Source organism: Ruegeria sp. A3M17 (genome assembly GCF_003318255.1).
Classification (GTDB): domain Bacteria; phylum Pseudomonadota; class Alphaproteobacteria; order Rhodobacterales; family Rhodobacteraceae; genus Ruegeria.
Map to the genome: position 1 here is coordinate 41,289 of NZ_QOCF01000008.1, position 15,438 is coordinate 56,726.

At 57.5% G+C, this 15,438-nt stretch carries 21 protein-coding genes; 5 read left to right on the top strand and 16 right to left on the bottom strand.

Annotated features, from left to right (window positions below):
• Window positions 1-12: 12 nt before the first annotated feature.
• From nusA to pip, 6 genes are all read right to left on the bottom strand, one after another.
• Window positions 13-1,626, bottom strand: coding sequence for a transcription termination factor NusA (nusA, locus tag DS906_RS05105; RefSeq protein WP_113789143.1), 1,614 nt, complete (start codon window positions 1,624-1,626; stop codon window positions 13-15).
• Window positions 1,626-2,216 carry a ribosome maturation factor RimP gene (gene rimP / locus DS906_RS05110; protein ID WP_058276577.1) on the bottom strand — a complete coding sequence of 197 codons (591 nt, stop codon included), beginning with the start codon at window positions 2,214-2,216 and terminating at the stop codon, window positions 1,626-1,628. The genes nusA and rimP overlap by 1 nt, the downstream gene beginning before the upstream one ends.
• Window positions 2,217-2,380: 164 nt before the next feature.
• On the bottom strand, window positions 2,381-2,551 hold the full coding sequence (locus tag DS906_RS22130) for a hypothetical protein (RefSeq protein ID WP_158541287.1): 171 nt from the start codon (window positions 2,549-2,551) through the stop codon (window positions 2,381-2,383).
• Window positions 2,552-2,560: 9 nt separating this feature from the next.
• A complete protein-coding gene (locus DS906_RS05115) occupies window positions 2,561-3,439 on the bottom strand; it encodes a hypothetical protein (protein WP_147235177.1) in 879 nt (292 codons plus the stop codon).
• Between the two features lie 132 nt (window positions 3,440-3,571).
• Window positions 3,572-4,393 carry an ABC transporter substrate-binding protein gene (locus DS906_RS05120; RefSeq protein WP_113789145.1) on the bottom strand — a complete coding sequence of 274 codons (822 nt, stop codon included), beginning with the start codon at window positions 4,391-4,393 and terminating at the stop codon, window positions 3,572-3,574.
• On the bottom strand, window positions 4,390-5,367 hold the full coding sequence (gene pip / locus DS906_RS05125) for a prolyl aminopeptidase (RefSeq protein ID WP_058272986.1): 978 nt from the start codon (window positions 5,365-5,367) through the stop codon (window positions 4,390-4,392). Before pip ends, DS906_RS05120 begins: the two co-directional genes overlap by 4 nt.
• Window positions 5,368-5,415: 48 nt before the next feature.
• Here pip and ubiG point away from each other — a divergent pair, with 48 nt between their 5' ends.
• Together ubiG and DS906_RS05135 are read left to right on the top strand one after the other, a co-directional pair.
• Window positions 5,416-6,162, top strand: a complete 747-nt coding sequence (ubiG, locus tag DS906_RS05130) for a bifunctional 2-polyprenyl-6-hydroxyphenol methylase/3-demethylubiquinol 3-O-methyltransferase UbiG (protein ID WP_113789146.1) — start codon at window positions 5,416-5,418, stop codon at window positions 6,160-6,162.
• A gap of 156 nt (window positions 6,163-6,318) precedes the next feature.
• Window positions 6,319-6,795, top strand: coding sequence for a hypothetical protein (locus tag DS906_RS05135; RefSeq protein WP_147235179.1), 477 nt, complete (start codon window positions 6,319-6,321; stop codon window positions 6,793-6,795).
• A gap of 42 nt (window positions 6,796-6,837) precedes the next feature.
• On the opposite strand, the gene DS906_RS05140 is transcribed toward DS906_RS05135, so the two are convergent.
• Genes DS906_RS05140 through DS906_RS05155 form a run of 4 tightly spaced genes read right to left on the bottom strand, consistent with a single transcriptional unit; the run spans window position 6,838 to window position 9,146 of the window.
• Window positions 6,838-7,278: a MarR family winged helix-turn-helix transcriptional regulator gene (locus DS906_RS05140; protein ID WP_109311271.1), complete on the bottom strand. Its 441-nt coding sequence runs from the start codon at window positions 7,276-7,278 to the stop codon at window positions 6,838-6,840.
• A 14-nt stretch (window positions 7,279-7,292) separates the two neighbouring features.
• A complete protein-coding gene (locus tag DS906_RS05145) occupies window positions 7,293-8,123 on the bottom strand; it encodes a carbon-nitrogen hydrolase family protein (RefSeq protein WP_113789148.1) in 831 nt (276 codons plus the stop codon).
• A complete protein-coding gene (gene grxC / locus DS906_RS05150) occupies window positions 8,123-8,380 on the bottom strand; it encodes a glutaredoxin 3 (RefSeq protein WP_108861637.1) in 258 nt (85 codons plus the stop codon). Before grxC ends, DS906_RS05145 begins: the two co-directional genes overlap by 1 nt.
• A 37-nt stretch (window positions 8,381-8,417) precedes the next feature.
• The gene (locus DS906_RS05155; protein WP_113789149.1) at window positions 8,418-9,146 is read right to left on the bottom strand and encodes a ComF family protein; all 729 of its coding nucleotides are present in this window, start codon (window positions 9,144-9,146) and stop codon (window positions 8,418-8,420) included.
• Window positions 9,147-9,162: 16 nt separating this feature from the next.
• On the opposite strand from DS906_RS05155, the gene DS906_RS05160 reads away from it, so the two are divergent.
• Together DS906_RS05160 and hemH are read left to right on the top strand one after the other, a co-directional pair.
• Window positions 9,163-9,993 (top strand): methyltransferase domain-containing protein, encoded by an 831-nt coding sequence (locus DS906_RS05160; protein ID WP_113789150.1) that lies wholly within the window; start codon window positions 9,163-9,165, stop codon window positions 9,991-9,993.
• 57 nt (window positions 9,994-10,050) lie between these two features.
• A complete protein-coding gene (gene hemH / locus DS906_RS05165; RefSeq protein WP_113789151.1) occupies window positions 10,051-11,100 on the top strand; it encodes a ferrochelatase in 1,050 nt (349 codons plus the stop codon).
• A 76-nt stretch (window positions 11,101-11,176) separates the two neighbouring features.
• Here hemH and DS906_RS05170 read toward each other — a convergent pair whose 3' ends face one another.
• Together DS906_RS05170 and DS906_RS05175 are read right to left on the bottom strand one after the other, a co-directional pair.
• Window positions 11,177-11,359 (bottom strand): hypothetical protein, encoded by a 183-nt coding sequence (locus DS906_RS05170; protein ID WP_010442520.1) that lies wholly within the window; start codon window positions 11,357-11,359, stop codon window positions 11,177-11,179.
• A gap of 140 nt (window positions 11,360-11,499) precedes the next feature.
• Complete coding sequence (locus tag DS906_RS05175; protein WP_113789152.1) at window positions 11,500-12,099, bottom strand: L,D-transpeptidase; 600 nt, start codon at window positions 12,097-12,099, stop codon at window positions 11,500-11,502.
• A 169-nt stretch (window positions 12,100-12,268) separates the two neighbouring features.
• On the opposite strand from DS906_RS05175, the gene DS906_RS05180 reads away from it, so the two are divergent.
• Window positions 12,269-12,784 carry a CAP domain-containing protein gene (locus DS906_RS05180; RefSeq protein WP_113789239.1) on the top strand — a complete coding sequence of 172 codons (516 nt, stop codon included), beginning with the start codon at window positions 12,269-12,271 and terminating at the stop codon, window positions 12,782-12,784.
• 59 nt (window positions 12,785-12,843) lie between these two features.
• Here the strand turns inward: DS906_RS05180 and DS906_RS05185 are convergent, their stop codons facing one another.
• From DS906_RS05185 to DS906_RS05200, 4 genes are all read right to left on the bottom strand, one after another.
• Window positions 12,844-13,308: a PTS sugar transporter subunit IIA gene (locus DS906_RS05185; RefSeq protein WP_113789240.1), complete on the bottom strand. Its 465-nt coding sequence runs from the start codon at window positions 13,306-13,308 to the stop codon at window positions 12,844-12,846.
• Window positions 13,309-13,368: 60 nt separating this feature from the next.
• Window positions 13,369-13,932 carry a ribosome hibernation-promoting factor, HPF/YfiA family gene (hpf, locus tag DS906_RS05190; protein WP_113789241.1) on the bottom strand — a complete coding sequence of 188 codons (564 nt, stop codon included), beginning with the start codon at window positions 13,930-13,932 and terminating at the stop codon, window positions 13,369-13,371.
• Between the two features lie 253 nt (window positions 13,933-14,185).
• A complete protein-coding gene (gene lptB / locus DS906_RS05195) occupies window positions 14,186-14,944 on the bottom strand; it encodes an LPS export ABC transporter ATP-binding protein (protein WP_058272996.1) in 759 nt (252 codons plus the stop codon).
• Entirely contained in the window at window positions 14,944-15,435 is a 492-nt protein-coding gene (locus DS906_RS05200) for an LptA/OstA family protein (RefSeq protein ID WP_113789153.1), read from the bottom strand. The genes lptB and DS906_RS05200 overlap by 1 nt, the downstream gene beginning before the upstream one ends.
• Between the last annotated feature and the right edge of the window lie 3 nt (window positions 15,436-15,438).

Sequence of the window (15,438 nt, forward strand, 5' to 3'; positions counted from 1 at the left end):
CGAAGCCTGAGATCAGGCCTCGGCCTCCTCATCTACTGATTCGCCATCTTCTTCGGCTTGTTCCAGCTCGGCGGGATCAACCCAACCCAGCATGATGCGCGCGGTCATGACCAGATCTTGCGCCTCTTCCAGCGACAGGCCAAAAGGCTCAAGCACACCGTCATCTTTGATGCGCTCGCCATCGACCGTGGTCCAGCCGCCCGCCAGTTCCCAGTCGGCGCAGGTGGCAAAATCCTCAAGCGTTTTCACGCCGTCCTTTGCCAGAGCCTCTACCATCTGGGGTGTCAGGCCTTCGAATTCAATAAGGCTGTCCTCAACACCCAGGCTGCGCGCACTGTCCAGCGCCGCCTTGGCCTGAGCTTCCAGGTGTTCACGAGCACGGGTCTGCAGCTCTTGCGCGGTGCCCTCATCAACACCGTCGATCACCAGCAGTTCGTCAATCTCGACATAGGCCACCTCTTCGAGGTTGGTGAAGCCTTCGGACACCAGCAACTGGGCAAAGAACTCGTCCAGATCCAGGCTGTCCATGAACAGGCCGGTGCGGGCTTCGAATTCTTTCTGACGGCGCGCCGATTCTTCGGCCTCTGTCATGATGTCGATGTCCAGATTGGTCAGCTGGCTGGCCAGACGCACGTTCTGACCGCGGCGACCAATGGCCAGCGACAGTTGTTCTTCGGGAACCACAACCTCGATCTTGCCGGCCTCTTCGTCCAGAACCACCTTGGAAACCTCGGCGGGCTGCAGCGCGTTCACCAGGAAGGTTGGCTGATCTTCGTTCCACGGAATGATGTCGATCTTTTCACCCTGCAGCTCGTTCACAACGGCCTGCACGCGGCTGCCGCGCATACCAACGCAAGCACCAACGGGATCGATCGAACCATCATAGGAAATCACGGCGATCTTGGCGCGCGATCCGGGGTCACGGGCCACGGCCTTAACTTCGATAATGTTGTCGTAGATTTCCGGCACTTCCATCTTGAACAGCTCGGCCATGAATTCCGGCGCGGTACGCGACAGGAAGATCTGGTGGCCACGAACTTCCCGTCGCACTTCCTTTATATAGGCACGCACACGGTCATTCGGACGATAGCTTTCGCGACCGATCTTGTCGTTGCGGCGCAGAACGGCCTCGGCACCGCCCAGATCGACGATGACATTGCCAAACTCTTCGCGCTTGACCGCGCCATTGATGATGGTGCCAGCACGATCCTTGAAATCTTCGTACTGACGGTCACGCTCGGCTTCGCGAACCTTCTGCAGGATCACCTGCTTTGCGGATTGTGCCGCGATACGGCCCATTTCAACTGGCGGCACTTCTTCAACGAAGACGTCGCCAACCGAAGGCGTTTCCATATACTGTTTGGCTTGCTCGACGGTCATCTCGGCCTGATAGTTTTCCAGCTCTTCATCCTCGACCACGGTACGAACGCGGGTGAATGTCGCTTTGCCGGTCTTGCGATCGATGCTGACGCGGATGTCCATCTCGGCGCCGTAACGGCTCTTGGCAGCACGGGCGAGCGATTCTTCCATCGCTTCGACAACCAGACCGGGGTCGATCATCTTTTCGCGGGCCACGGCCTCGGCGGTCTGCAGCAGCTCCAGCTGGTTGGCTGAGGTGATTGCCATCAGTTCGTCTCCTCTTCGGACCCTTCGGTCTCAATCTCGTCGAAAGCGTTTTCGTTCAGGGCACCGGCGTCTTTGCGCTGGCGCAGCATTTCCTTGATCAGGTCATCGGTCAGGACCAGTTTGGCGTCGCTCAGCCAGTCGAATTGCAGTCCGATGGTGATCGTCTCGTCCCCCTCGGCGAGGTTGATCAGAACCTCGTCGCCTTCGATTCCGGCCAGCTCACCCTTGAAACGGCGGCGTCCGTCGATCAGTTCGGCGGTTTCGATCTTGGCCTCATACCCTTCGAACGCCTCAAAATCCTTGAGACGAGTCAGGGGGCGGTCGATGCCGGGGCTGGACACTTCCAGCGCATAGGCGTCAAGGATCGGATCCTCGACATCCAACGTGGCGCTGACCGCGTTCGAAATCTCGGCGCAATCATCCACTTCAATACCGCCATCAGGCTTGTCAGCCATGATCTGCAGCGTGGTTTGTTTGCCGCTCATCAGGCGAATACGCACAAGTTCATACCCCAGATCCTCGATCACGGGGGTGATGATCTCGGCCAGTCGCCGGTCGATGGCTGCTTTGGCTATCAGGTCATTTGTCATTTGGTACTCTACCCTGTCAGTCGGGCACAAAAAAACGGGCGCGCGGCCCGTCGATCTTTTCCGGTGGTGCCCCGGACCGAAGCCCGACACGCCGCTGTTAACGGCCATATAGCCAAGCGACTGCAAGATTGCAAGCCCAAGCGGCAGGATGGTCAATCACAATATCAGTCTGAGAGAATCCACTCACCATTTTCACAAAGGTAGGGGCCAACGCGATCCCCGTCTTCGTAGACCTCGCCGTCAAACAGGCATTGACGTCCCTGAGCATGTGCTACGCCTGACAGAGCGACGGTCACAAGTGCAATAGTGGCAGCCAGAACAGCAAGTTTTTTCATGGAAAGCTCCTATTCCGCCGAAGATGCAAAAAGCGCAGGCTGCGTGTTGCGCGGGTAGATAATCACCGAAAGAGTGCCCCTGCCCTGAAACTGCTCGGCATTCGCCGTCCGCGGTGGGAAGAGTTGATCAAAGGCCACCCGGTTCAGCCCCAGCTTCATCTCCGAACCCGACAAAAACTCGAACGGTGTCCGCGCGGCGCAGGCGTGAAAAACAGGATCTTGCCGCACCGTGAACTGACGCATGATATTGGATGACCCGCCGGTCGGTTTGATCAGGACGGTGATCCCCGGTTTCAAAAAACTGTCGGGGCAGGTGTACACCATCGGTTTTTCGTCGCCATTTGCGTCATGCAACAACACGCCCTCGGCCGTTACCTCGTGCTTGAAGGGGCTGAACACGGTCTCTTGCTGAATGAAATTGGTGTAAAGCGTCGCAAATAGCTGACTGTCACCACGCGGTTCGGACTTTATGCCCTCGTACAGATCAGCGATCGCCTGCCACATCCGTGAATCCGCCCCACGCAGTGTTCCGGGCAGCGAAAACGGACCTTCCAGATCATACAGAACGTCGCGCAGCCCGGCCGACAGCGGATCCTCCTTTTCCAGCCCTCTAATCTCGTGAACCAGTTCCGAATCGTTCAGCGCATAATAGCCGTGCGATTTCAGCGTGCGGGTCAGAGCCCGCATATCGGACAGTTTCCGCGCCGTCGTCTCTCTATCATCTTCAGGGGTCGCCTTTACGGCCTCAAAACCCTTATCCAGCAACTGAGTCAGCGACTGCCCTTCGCGGGCATCCAACTCTATCGTCCCGTTTTTGCTGACTTTTACGGTAACGTCTTTACCTGATTTCAGGGCAAACACCGCAACAACCGCCAATGCTACGGACAAAATGGATATTGATATATTCTTTAAACCTTCAACCCTCATGGGAATTCTCCCATTTTCGAAACAATTAAGCTAATACAGCGCACACAGTACCAAATTTTTGCACAAAGTAGAAGTCAGACGAGTTTTTGGGGTTTAAATCAACCACCAACGCTCGGAAATTCGGCCATCATCCAGGGGACGATCCGTTCCGATCTGACGGGGCATGCCGACATGCCCGGCAACGGCCAGCGCCATATCGGATTCGCTCGGGAAAAAGCGCAATCCGCGTTGCGGGCTCAACCCTTCGCCCTGCGGCAGCGCTGCGATATCCACAAAGCCCTCCCGCAGCGCTTCGGTACGCACACGTGCATCGGGGATGACGATAACCTCCAGGGTTTCGGCCCAGCCGGCCGATCCATCCTTGTAATGGCCGGAAACACGGCGCCCAAGGAAGTGGCGATCATCTTCCGCCCGTTCAACACGATAGCATCCGGTGCCATTCGCGGCCTGCAAAGGCGTGACACCTTGCCCGTTGCGCGTAATAACGAACCTGCTGTCGGCCAAAAGGAAGGGTAGACCCGGGTTGGCCTGAGCCAATTCCAGACGCACGCGGTTATCTGACAAGGCTTCGATCTGCCCGACATCGCCCAGAACAGCCATCACATCCTTTACATCAAGGACTGCGCTATCGTGAAAACGAGCGTTCTCGCGCAGATCAAAGCTCCAGATGCGGGCTTGGGAATCAGTTTGCCAACCGGTCGCAAGCTCTCCGCGAAGGGTGCCGTCGGGTGCAATCTCGGTCAGGGTGTCGAACACAGCCCCGCGGGCGACCTGCTCCAAACTGTCATCGCGCGGCACGGCCAGGCGCAGCGTACCACCCACTTTGGGCGTATCCGCCAGCGAAGCGCCCGTCGCCGCCAACAAGGCGGCAGCAGCACCAGACGCAAACAGAGCACGACGGTCGATACGGGTCATAATGCGCCCTCCGCCACTCGGTCCATGATGCGAACCAATTCAGCGCTAATTCCGGGTTCGGACAGCGCATGCCCGGCCTGACGCACCATCTTCAGCTCGGCATTGGGCCATAGCTGGGCAAGGTTCCACGCGGCCTGAGGCGGGCAGATCATGTCATACCGCCCCTGCACGATATGACCGGGGATATGCGCGATTCTGTCCATCTGGTCCAGAATCTGCCCGTCCCGCTCAAGGAACGCGCGGTTGATGAAATAGTGATTCTCAAGCCGCGCAAAGGCGCGCGCGTATTCGCCGGGGCTTTCCCCGGTTGCGCCATGGGAATGGATTGAGGCCAGCGCATTTTCCCAACTGGACCAGGCCCGGGCATACAGGATCTCGGTCGCGCGATCACCCGAGAACAGGCGCTTGTTAAATGCGCCTATGGTGTCACTCAGCTCATTGTCGGACAGAAGAGCGGTGAACTTCGCCCATTGCTCCGGCCAGAACTTGCCCGCGCCGCCGCCGTAAAACCAATCCAACTCGGCCTGCGTCGCAAGGAACACACCGCGCAGCACCAGGCGATTGACCCGATCCGGGTGGGACTGCGCATAGACCAGCGCAAGCGTTGCCCCCCAGCTGCCGCCAAAGACAATCCAGTCGTCGATATCCAGCAGGGTTCGCAGACGTTCGATATCGTCCACCAGATGCCAAGTGGTGTTGTCCGTGACCGACGCGTGGGGCCGCGACCGACCACAGCCACGCTGATCGAACAGAATCACCCGGTAGACGTCCGGGTCAAAATAGCGCCGCATCGCGGGGCTGCAGCCGCCGCCCGGCCCGCCGTGCAGAATCACCACCGGAATGCCGTTGGGATTGCCGCATTGTTCCATATAGATACGGTGCCCGTCGCCCACATCGACCATACGCTGATCGAAAGGATCGATCGGCGGGTACAGATATTGAACTGCGCGCTTTTGGTCCGGGTACTTGTCCATTATGGCCCTATATAGTCCTTAAGCGTAAAAGAGCATACGGAGACAGGAATGCAAGCGCATCCGAACACGGTTGACCCTTCTGAGATCGCAAAATTCGAAGCGATGGCTGCGGAATGGTGGGACCCGCATGGAAAATTCAAACCACTGCACATGCTCAACCCCTGTCGGCTGGATTATATCACACAGCAGATCGCGGGCGAATTCGATCGCGATTTGAAGTCGCCAAAGCCGTTCGAGGGCCTGCGTTTGCTGGATATCGGCTGCGGCGGCGGCTTGCTCAGCGAACCGATGGCGCGGCTGGGGGCCGAGGTCGTGGGTGCCGATGCCGCCGAAGGCAACCTGCCCGTCGCACGTATTCATGCTGAACAATCGGGGTTGGAGATCGATTATCGCCACACCACTGCCGAAGACATGGCCGCTGCAGGTGAACAATTCGACGTGGTGCTGAACATGGAGGTGGTCGAGCACGTGGCCGACCCCCTTGGCTTTCTGACCGCATCGCAAGACTTGCTGAAACCGGGCGGATTGCTGATCTGTTCCACCATCAACCGTAACCCGAAATCCTACGCGATGGCCATTTTCGGGGCCGAGGTCGTCATGCGCTGGCTGCCCCGCGGCACGCATGAGTGGAACAAGTTCATCACACCCGATGAGCTGTTCGACCTGCTGCGTCAGGCCGGGCTGGAGCCGGTGGATCGCAAGGGGTTTGTATTCAACCCAATCCTGTGGAGTTGGTCGATCTCGGACCGGGATTTGAGCGTCAATTATGTGACGGCGAGTGTGAAACCGGGGTGAGCACATAAACTGGGCTTAGGGTGGAGATTTAACCCATCCTAACCAAAGCTCAGAGGAATTGCCTTTTCGAGTCAAAAGCAATCAAAATTGACAAACATCAATTTATACGCTCTGCATCGTGTTGATATTTCGCGATGATTCTTAGTAGGGCAACCAATGAACTTTCTCCATCTAATCGCCACGTTGTCAGTGGTGACCATTGTAGGCGCATGCGCTTCTTCAACGACAACTCGACTCGCTCAAAACATCGTACGAATTGATGTTAGCGCCGCTCCAGCCTGCGGCTCGACTGGCGCAAGAAAACTGGTTTCAAGAATGGCTGCGGTCGAAACCATTCGCTTGGGTTACGACAAGTATCTTATCGCGGCGATGGACTCTGAGAATAATGTTCGCATTGTCGGGGCCAACTACAACACGACCGGAACTCTAAACACGTATGGAAACACCGGAACCTATTCCGGGCACACTACTGCGACACCAATCATCGGCGGTACGCAAGATGCAGCCGTTGTTGCCGTTATGTTCAAGAAAAACGATCTAGAAGCTGCAAACGCAATTGATGCAAGAACCACTTTAGGCACCAATTGGGCCGAAGTTGTAGCCAAGGGCAAACCGAATAATTGTTTAAAGTGATGAACGGCGAAATTTAATAGGGACGTCGTTAAGCACCGACCCCTATTCCCCCTCCAACTGCAACCTCAAATCCCGTAGCACCGGCAGCGTGCTGCGGACGCGCTCCAGCCCCAGCTCTCCGACCACGCGGTTGATCAGCGGGGCAATCGAGGAAATCGCCTGATCCCGCGCCCTGCGACCGGCGGGGCTGATGGCGACCATCTTGCGGCGGGCGTCGTCCCAGTCGGGGCGGATGTGGATGTACCCGGCCCATTCCAGTTTAGCCAATGTGTTGGTCATCGCGCCACGCGTGACGTGGAACGTATCGGCCAATTGTGCCGGGCTACGCTCGTTCCCCACAAAGACCAGATGGTTAAGCACCGAGAAATGCGAAATCTCCATACCCTTGGGCAGCACCCGGCTAAGCCGATTACGCAACAGCTGGTCGGCGGTCAGGATTTCGCTGAACAGCGTGACCGCAAGGGCATTGTGTTCGTCAGTCATGGTCCGGTTCTGGATCAGGGTCCATCAAAGCGACGGACGTGAGTCAACGAGGGCACGCGACGGCGCGCCTCAGACACAGAACTATCATGCATATCGAAAATGTGAATGCCCGGATCGGTCCCTGCGTCGATGACGACCTCGCCCCAAGGGGCGACAACCGTGCTGTGGCCATAGGTATAGCGCGTCTTGCCGCGGGTCTTAGGGTGTTCGCCAGTTTGTGCGGGGGCCAGAACCCAACAGCCGGTCTCAATCGCCCGGGCGCGCAGCAACGATTCCCAATGCGCGGCACCCGTGACCGGCGAAAACGCCGCCGGAACCGTCAGGATACGTGCGCCCGCCTGTGCCAATGCTGCGTAAAGCGCTGGAAACCGGACGTCATAGCAGACGGTCATGCCAACCTTGCCAAAATCGGTTTCGGCAATCACAGCCTTGTCGCCGGGTCGGTAATTTTTGGATTCGCGAAAGGTTTCGGTCTCGGTGACCTGCACGTCGAACATATGGATCTTGTCATACCGCGCCACGACCTGCCCTTGCGGGTCGATCATGAAGGACCGGTTGGCAAACCGACCGTCCGCATCATGGGTTTTGATTGCCAAAGACCCGATCAGCAGCCAGACACCCAGCGCGGCGGCCTGATCCCGCAGGCCGGCCAGCGATTGGTCCTCTTCTTCGTGCTGCAGGACTTCGCGCTGCCGCGTGGTGCTGGTGGACACGCAGTTCGTCACCTCGGGCGTCAGGATGAACCGCGCGCCTAGCGCCGCCGCCTCGGCCATCATGGCGCGCACCCTGTCCAGATTTTCGGCCGGATCGTCCGACGAGGTGATTTGCAGCAGCGCGGTCTTCATCAGGCTGCGAGCAGGCGATCCAGCTTGCCCTGACGCTCCAGCTCATACAGTTCGTCACAGCCGCCCACGTGCTGCGCACCAATAAAGATCTGTGGCACGGTTCTTTTGCCACCAGCGCGCTGGATCATCTCGGGCTTGCGCTTGGGGTGCATCAGCACGTCGACTTCCTTGAATTCGACGCCTTTCTGTTTCAGCAAGCGTTTGGCCGCGTGACAAAAGCCGCAGAGCGGCGAGGTGTAGATTTCTACCGGTTTCATATTCCGTACCTTCGCGTTTCGCATAATCTTGGGCGAATTAGGCATCCTTGGCAACGCGCGCTAGGGTCAACACGGAAATATGATTTGCTCCGGATGCAAGGCAGACACGCGCGCAAGCCGCCAGTGTTGCGCCGGACGTCATCACATCATCCACCAGCAAGATATCGCGGCCCTGCAATTGGTCTTGCCGCTTTGGATGGGCGATGATCGCATGTTCAAGGATTTCAGCCCTCTCGGCGGCTGTTTTGCCGTCCAGAACCGGTGTCTTTCGGTGGCGCAGCAAAAGGTCCGGGCACACCTCAAGCCCAGCCTCTTTCCCAAGGTGCTGCGCCAGTAGAGCGGACTGGTTGTACCGCCGTTTCAACAATCGGGACCAGTGCAAAGGCACCGGTGCAAGCAGCATGCCTCCCCGGAACAGCTCTTGCCCGGCCCGCGCCAGCCAGCGTGCGGCGGGGCGGGTCAGTTCGGGCCTGTCACCGTGTTTCAAGGCCAGTATCAGCGACCGCGCTTTGCCATCGTACAACAGGGCCGAACGCCCATCCCGCCACGGGCGCGGCGCCGCCAAGCAATCGTCGCACTCAATCCGGTGACCGCCTGAAACCCCCGGCAACGGCACCCCGCAGCTTTCGCAAACAACTCCACCGATAAAGGGCGTCTCGCGCCAGCAGGGCCCACACAGCCCGAAATCCGATTCGGTCAGGTCCCCGCATCCCAGACAGCGCGGCGGATAGATCAGCGCGACGGCGGTTTGAATCCGGTGCCACATGCGATAGTTGCGCCCTATGAAACTGCCTGAGTCCAATACACCCTCTTTGTTTGATCGCCAGGTCCTTGCCCTGCATCGCGTCCGCGCGAAGAATGAGGCCCTGTTCCTGCATCGTGCCGCTGTGGACGAAGTGCAGGATCGGCTCTCCATGGTTAACAAAACCTTTACGGCCCCTGCGATCGTGACGCCATTTGCACATATCTGGCAGAACACGTTGCCCGAGGCGCAGATCGTTGCGGATGAAGAGGTTCTGGCCCTGACTCCCGGCGCGCATGATTTGGTCATCCACGCCATGGCGCTGCATTGGGCCAATGATCCTGTCGGGCAATTGATCCAATGTCGCCGTGCTCTGCGCCCCGACGGGTTGCTGTTGGTCGTGTGTCTGGGCGGAGAAACCCTGCACGAATTGCGCGCCGCATTGGGACAGGCCGAAATCGAGGTAACCGGAGGCCTCAGCCCCCGCATCGTTCCGATGGCCGAGCTACGCGATCTTGGCGGGTTGCTGCAACGGGCGGGGTTTGCGCTGCCAGTCGCCGACACTGCGCGCCTGACGGCTGAATACCGCGACATGCACCACCTGATGCATGACCTGCGCGCCATGGGTGAGACCAACAGCCTGTCCGGGCGCATGAAACAACCCACCAAGCGACAGGTCTTTACTCGCGCACAGCAGGTCTATGCCGACAACTTCTCAACGCCCGGGGAGCGGTTGGCCGCCACCTATGAATTGATCTGCCTGACCGGCTGGTCGCCCGATGACAGCCAGCAAAAACCATTACGCCCCGGATCAGCCAAAGCGCGGCTTGCGGATGCGCTGGGTACAAAAGAAGGCAAACTGTCCAATTGACGACCGGGCTTTTCCGGTTATCTCAGGCCAGTACAGAGAAATCTTAGGAAGCATCAGATGTTTGACGCCACTCGCCCCGATCATGCCCCCGCAGACCACCCCAAGGTCAAAATGGGCCGCGTCGGCATCCTGCTGGCCAATCTTGGTACCCCGGATGACTACAGCTATTGGCCGATGCGCCGGTATCTGAACGAGTTTTTGTCAGACCAGCGCGTAATCGACTATCCCAAGTGGAAATGGCAGCCGATTCTTCAGGGAATCATCCTGACCAAACGCCCGTTCAGTTCCGGTGAGGCCTACAAGTCGATCTGGAACCACGACAAGGGCGAAAGCCCACTGATGACGATCACCAAGGACCAGACAGCCAAGCTGCGCGACGCGATGCAGGAACGGTATGGCGATCAGGTGATGGTCGATTTCTGCATGCGTTACGGCAACCCTTCGACCAAATCCAAAGTCCGTGAGATGGTTGCCGCAGGCTGCGACCGCATCCTGTTCTTCCCGCTTTACCCGCAATATGCTGGCGCGACGACTGCAACAGCCAATGATCAGTTCTTCCGCGCGCTGATGGACGAAACCTGGCAACCTGCGTCTCGCACCGTTCCGGCCTATTTCGACGAGCCTGCATATATCGACGTTTTGGCCGGGTCAGTGGAAAAAGCCTATGCCGCGCTGGAGACCAAACCGGATGTCCTTGTCTGTTCTTATCACGGCATGCCAGAGCGCTATTTGCACCAGGGCGACCCCTATCATTGCCAATGCGCGAAAACGAGCCGATTGCTGAAAGAACGGCTGGGCTGGTCGGACGATCAGCTGGTCTCAACCTTCCAATCGCGATTCGGTCCCGAGGAATGGCTTAAACCCTATACCGTGGATCATGTGGCTGATCTGGCGCGGCAGGGAAAGAAGAACATCGCCGTGATAGCGCCCGCGTTTTCCGCCGATTGCATCGAGACGCTGGAAGAGATCAACGAAGAGATCAAGGAAAGCTTTGAAGAGGCCGGCGGTCAGACCTTTACCTATATCCCCTGCCTCAATGACGATGATTCGCACATTGGCGCGCTGGGCAAGGTAATCGAAGACAATCTGAAGGGCTGGCTCGACTGACCGTTTCCAATCATACAGACATGAAAAAAGGCGGTGGATCGCTCCACCGCCTTTTCTCTAGATTTAGCTCGTCAAATTAGCTTGCTGCAACAGCTGCGGCAACTACGACCAGCAGGATCAGCGGCAGGATGATACCCTGCGACGAACCCTGAGTTTCCTCTACAACAACCGGTGCTTCAACAACCGGCTCTTCCAGGTTACCGGCATAAGCGGTCGAAGCAGCAGCAGTCAATGCAGCGGCGAGAACGAGTTTTTTCATATTAACCTCCAGAGTTTGCACGGCTCCATCAATCGGAACCGCACACCTAAGACTTACCTCGTGGTTTTTTTCTAATCAGCTATATGGCTGGAATGCAATTGCAACTTGAGCCACAAGCGGGTTCGTGCGCGAAAATGTCGTCAAATTAGCAACACTTGCGTGCCGACCTTCGCCATCGAGAACAGCTCAGCGATATCTTCGTTGAACAGGCCAATGCATCCGTTCGACGACCGGCGACCAATTTTGCGCGTGTCATGCGTTCCGTGAATCCGGTAGTATTTCCAACTCAGGTATAAAGCATGCGTTCCCAATGGGTTATCGGGGCCCGGCGGAATATGGTCCGGCCATTCGGGATTTCGCTTCTTCATAGAAGGTGTCGGCGACCAGCTGGGACCTTCAACTTTGCGGATGACGCTGGTGCGGCCCCGGCGGGTCAATTCTTCGGTCAGCGGAACGGATGAGGGATAGAGTTTGTATACAGATTGATCATCTGACCAATAATGCAGCGCTCGGGAAACCGTATCGACCAGAATAGCCCCATTATTCGTGTTCGAGAAATAGGGCTGCCAATCCAGGGCGCGGAACCCCGAGACATTGCGACGCACGTCTGGCTCGGCCTCGGGTGCTGGGCGCAGTGGGTCACCTGGAGTGTACTGGGCGAGCGCTGGCGATGCCAGCAGGGCCGAAGCACCGGCCAGAAATCCTCGGCGGCTTGATGAGTGAATGGGTTTCTTGACCATAGTGACCGGTCCTTTGCGAAAGATGTCCTGAAATTTTCACGTATTTTATTGCCAGAATGCGTCAATCGCAAATCAAACCGGCAGAAACATGCAAGAATCAGCCATTGCAGGTTTGCCGAAGGCTGCATGGCGCGCTATGCCGTATGTCGACACAATAATCAGGTCGATCATGACGCGTATTATCACATTACTGTTTCTTTGCTTTGTTGCGCTGGCTGCATGTACCCCAAGCGGCACCCCAACTTACGGATCAGATGGCCGTCCACTGCCGTCGGTCTATAAGATTCGCGGCAACCCCGAAAAGCTCCAGTTCCGCATGCTGGATTCGGTAAATGCCTTGCGCCAGGCTCAGGGTTTGCAGGCGGTGCAGCTGAACTCGCAGCTGAATGCCGCGGCCGCGACCCACTCCAAGGATATGGCGCGCCAGAACCGCCCATGGCACTTCGGTTCGGACGGGTCGTCGCCCATAGATCGCGCGCAACGCGTCGGTTTCTACGGGACTTTCCTGGGTGAGGCGATTTCAGAAACCTATGAGACCGAAACCGAAACCCTGGCCGCCTGGATGCAGGAACCCGGCCCCCGAGCCGTGATCATGGATCCCAAAGCGTCACAAATGGGCTTTTCCTGGCATCAGGAAGGTGGCGGGAAAATCTGGTGGACGCTGGAAATGGGAGCAGGCGGGTAACCAAAAGCCGCCTCGAGGAAAAAGCCCCCAGCTTTCGGGGGCTTTTTTATTTCAGCAGGTCAGGCGGCCTGCATGGACTGCGCTTCGGTCAGAATCGCATAAAGCTTGACCGGATCAGGGTTAGCCCGCAGCTTTGTACAAACAGACGTGTCGCGCAGTGTTCGGGACACCAGCGCAAGCGCTTTAAGGTGATCGACACCTGCCTCCTCCGGTGCGAAAAGCGCAAATGCTATATCAACGGGCTGCCGGTCGACCGATCCAAAATCAATCGGTTTTTCGAGCATAACAAATACACCCGAGACAGAGTCCAGATCTCCCAGCCGAGCGTGTGGCAACGCGACACCGTGTCCAACCCCGGTCGGACCCAGGCTTTCGCGCTCCAGCAAGCAATCGACGACAGTCTGCGCATCCAGATGCAAAGTCCCGGCGGCAACATCGCCAATTTCCTGAAACAACCGCTTCTTACTAGAAGCGGCGGACAACACACGTACTGCTTCGGGCCTTAATATGCTCGAAAGCTCCATCATCACGCTCCATGGCGGGGCCCCTGCAATTGCAGGGGCGTGCCTTGCTAGTCTTGCCTGTTACGGATCAATCCAGCCGATGTTACCGTCCTCGCGACGGTACACGACATTCAATCCGTCCTTGTTTTCGTTTCGGAACACAAGCACCGGCGCACCGGCAAGTTCCATCTGCATGACCGCCTCTCCAACACTCAGCGATGGGATCTTGGTTTCCATCTCAGCCACGATCATGGGCTGCAGAGTATCGGGCTCGTCAGCCATCTCCGATTCGTCAGAGGCGAGGATATAAGACGACGCTCCGAAGAGTTCAACAGGCTCGGACCGATCCTTGTGGTGGTCTTTCAGCCGGCGCTTATAACGGCGCAGTTGCGTTTCCATCTTGTCGCAGCATCCCTCAAACGCCGCGTAAATCTCGGTTGCGTGTGCCTTGGCCTGAGCGGTCAGACCAGTGGAAAGATGCACTGTGGTTTCGCATACATATTCATGCGCTGAACGGGAAAAGACGACGTTGGCATCTGTCGGACGTTGGGCATATTTGCCCACGACCTCGCCCAGTTCGGTCTGCACATGAGTTTGCAGGGCCGCACCGATGTCGATCTGTTTTCCGCTGATTTGGTAACGCATGTGATCTCCTTCACAATTCACACCCATTTCTGACGTCACGTAATGCGACGCGCTTGTTTTTATCGGGTGGGGGACATCGGCAAATCCTGCGGTAACCGCACCGGCCCCCCTTCCAAGAAGGGGCGTCGTGATCCAGTCGGGAACCGAAGAAATGCCATAGTCCAATTGAGGCAAGAGACGGCGGGAGAGTCAATCAAAACAGGCGTGTATATACGTGATTTCCGCCATGCGCCCGGCGAATATCTGCGCAAGCTCATGAAATACGGAAGTTTTCGCCCAGGTAAACCCGGCGCACGTTTTCGTTTTCAACCACTTCGTCGGGTGTGCCGGACATCAGGACCTGACCATCATGCAGGATGTACGCTCGATCTACAATCTCTAGTGTTTCGCGCACGTTGTGATCGGTGATCAACACGCCGATCCCACGCTTTTTCAGATCCGCCACCAGATGGCGGATATCCCCGACGCTGATCGGGTCGACGCCCGCAAAGGGTTCATCCAACAACAGATATTTCGGATCTGCTGCCAAACAGCGCGCGATCTCGACCCTGCGACGCTCACCGCCGGACAGGGCCAGCGCGGGTGCGCGGCGCAGGTGTTCAATCGAGAAATCGGACAACAGCTCTTCCAGCCGCTCTTTTCGGCGGTGGGCATGATTGACGGTGATATCCAGAACGGCGGCGATATTGTCCTCGACACTCATGCCACGGAAAATCGACATCTCTTGCGGCAGATATCCGATCCCAAGACGCGCGCGGCGATACATGGGCAGCGTTGTGACAACCTGGCCGTCAATCGTAACAGTGCCGGCCTCAGGAAACACAAGGCCCGCGACCGAGTAGAATGTGGTGGTCTTGCCTGACCCGTTCGGACCCAGCAGCGCCACGACCTCGGATCGGCCCAAGGTCATGGAAACGTCGCGGATCACTGTCTTTTTTCGGTAAGACTTGCGAAGTTTTTCGATTTTCAGGCCAGAGGCGCCTTCGGCTACCGTCAGGTTTGGCTGAGCCATCAGTTGGCCCCCTGCTGCAGAATGGTCTTCACGTTGCCTGTCACCGTCGCTTTGCCAGTGGTCAGGTTGGCGTTCATCTGGTCGCCGCTGATCGTGCTTGGTCCCTGCAACAGCAGAACGTTGCCCTTCATGACGATCTCGCCTGAATCGATGGTGTATTCCGCCCAGTCGCCTTCGGCCGCATCCGGTGGGCTGACCAGAATCACATCCTCGGTCGCTTCCATACGTTCGATGCCAGAACGGTCTTCGTTATAGATGACAAGCACGCGTTCCGCCGTCAGGCGCATTTCGCCCTGAATGACAATGACGTTGCCCAGAAACTCGGCCGAACCGTCTTCCTGATTTACGTTCAGCTTTTCCGAGGTCACCTCGACCGGCAGGCTTGGGTCGGCATTAGCCGAACCGAAAGCAACCTGAGTTTCCTGCGCTGTCGCAGAAATCGCACCAGTTACCAGAGCACAGCTTACAAGGGCTAATCGAAAATAGAACACAGG